The following is a 1,090-nucleotide window of genomic DNA, read 5'->3' as shown; positions in this document are numbered from 1 at the left end:
GGCATCTTCGGTGCCGGCCTGGACGCGCGCGGCGCCGACTACCTGAGCATCCTCTCGCGCGCCACCGAGGTGAACGCGGGCCTCTGGGCCAACTACCTCAAGGTGGTCAACGGCGCCAACACCGTGGACGCCAGCACGCATGAACCCACGGGAGCCGCCACCCCCGTCGGCGAGCCCCCCCGCTTCCTGCTCGACGTGGCCCACCTGGGTGGCATGTACGCCGGGCACATCTTCCTCGTCGGCACCGAGAAGGGCCTGGGGGTCAACAACCAGGGCGTGCTCTCGGCCCAGGGCGAGCTCGTGCTGCTGGCCGACGGGCGCCTGGTCAACAAGGGCAGCCTGCAAAGCAACGCCGGCCTAAGCGTTCAAGCCAGCGGCATCGACAACGGCGCAGACGCCCGGATCAGCAGCCAGCAGGACATCTCGTTGAGCACGCCAGGCGAGCTCGACAACGCGGGCGAGATCCGCGGGGGCCAGACAAGCCTGGCGGCCACCAGCGTCAACAACGCCGGCCTGATCGATGGAGCTGGTGTGAGCGTCCAGGCCGGCGTTGTGACCAACAGCGGCCGCCTCTACGGCGATCGGTTGGCCATCGCCGCCGACAACGTGACCAACGCCGAGAACGCCGTCATCGCCGCGCGAGAACACCTGTCCATCCAGGCCCGGGACACGATCAGCAACCAGCGCGGGGGCCTGATCCTGAGCGGCGCCGACATGGCCCTGTCGGCCGATCGCATCGAGAACCGCTCCGCGCGCATCGAGGCCCTGGGCGATCTGGACGTTCAGGCCGGCGTTGTGCTCAACGCCAACGAGCGCTTCGAGACCGAACTCGTGACAGGTTCCCCCACCCCCTACGTGCGCCTGCGCCACGAAGGGGTGGACTACGCCAGCGAGGAGCTCGGCCTGAACTTCAGCTCGCTCACCGACTACGCCGACGACCCCGGCGCGCGCGTGCTGCTGCCCTCCGACGACTACCCCTTCGCCGAGTACCCCGCCCTGGCCGCCCTGTGGGCCGTGCCGGCCAGCGGTGGCACCCGCGGCTTCCAGCTCGAACTCAGCCGCCACCTGCAGGTGCTCTGCCACGACTGCA

The 1,090-nt window shown here is 69.7% G+C and carries 1 protein-coding gene; it reads left to right on the top strand.

What is annotated here, in order from left to right:
• The coding region (locus BN948_RS25400; protein WP_035624945.1) for a hypothetical protein at nucleotides 1–1,090 on the top strand (1,090 nt) is incomplete at both ends.

It is taken from the genome of Hydrogenophaga intermedia, assembly GCF_000723405.1.
In the GTDB taxonomy this organism is placed as follows: domain Bacteria; phylum Pseudomonadota; class Gammaproteobacteria; order Burkholderiales; family Burkholderiaceae_C; genus Hydrogenophaga; species Hydrogenophaga intermedia.
This window is presented reverse-complemented; position numbering and strand designations above follow the sequence as displayed.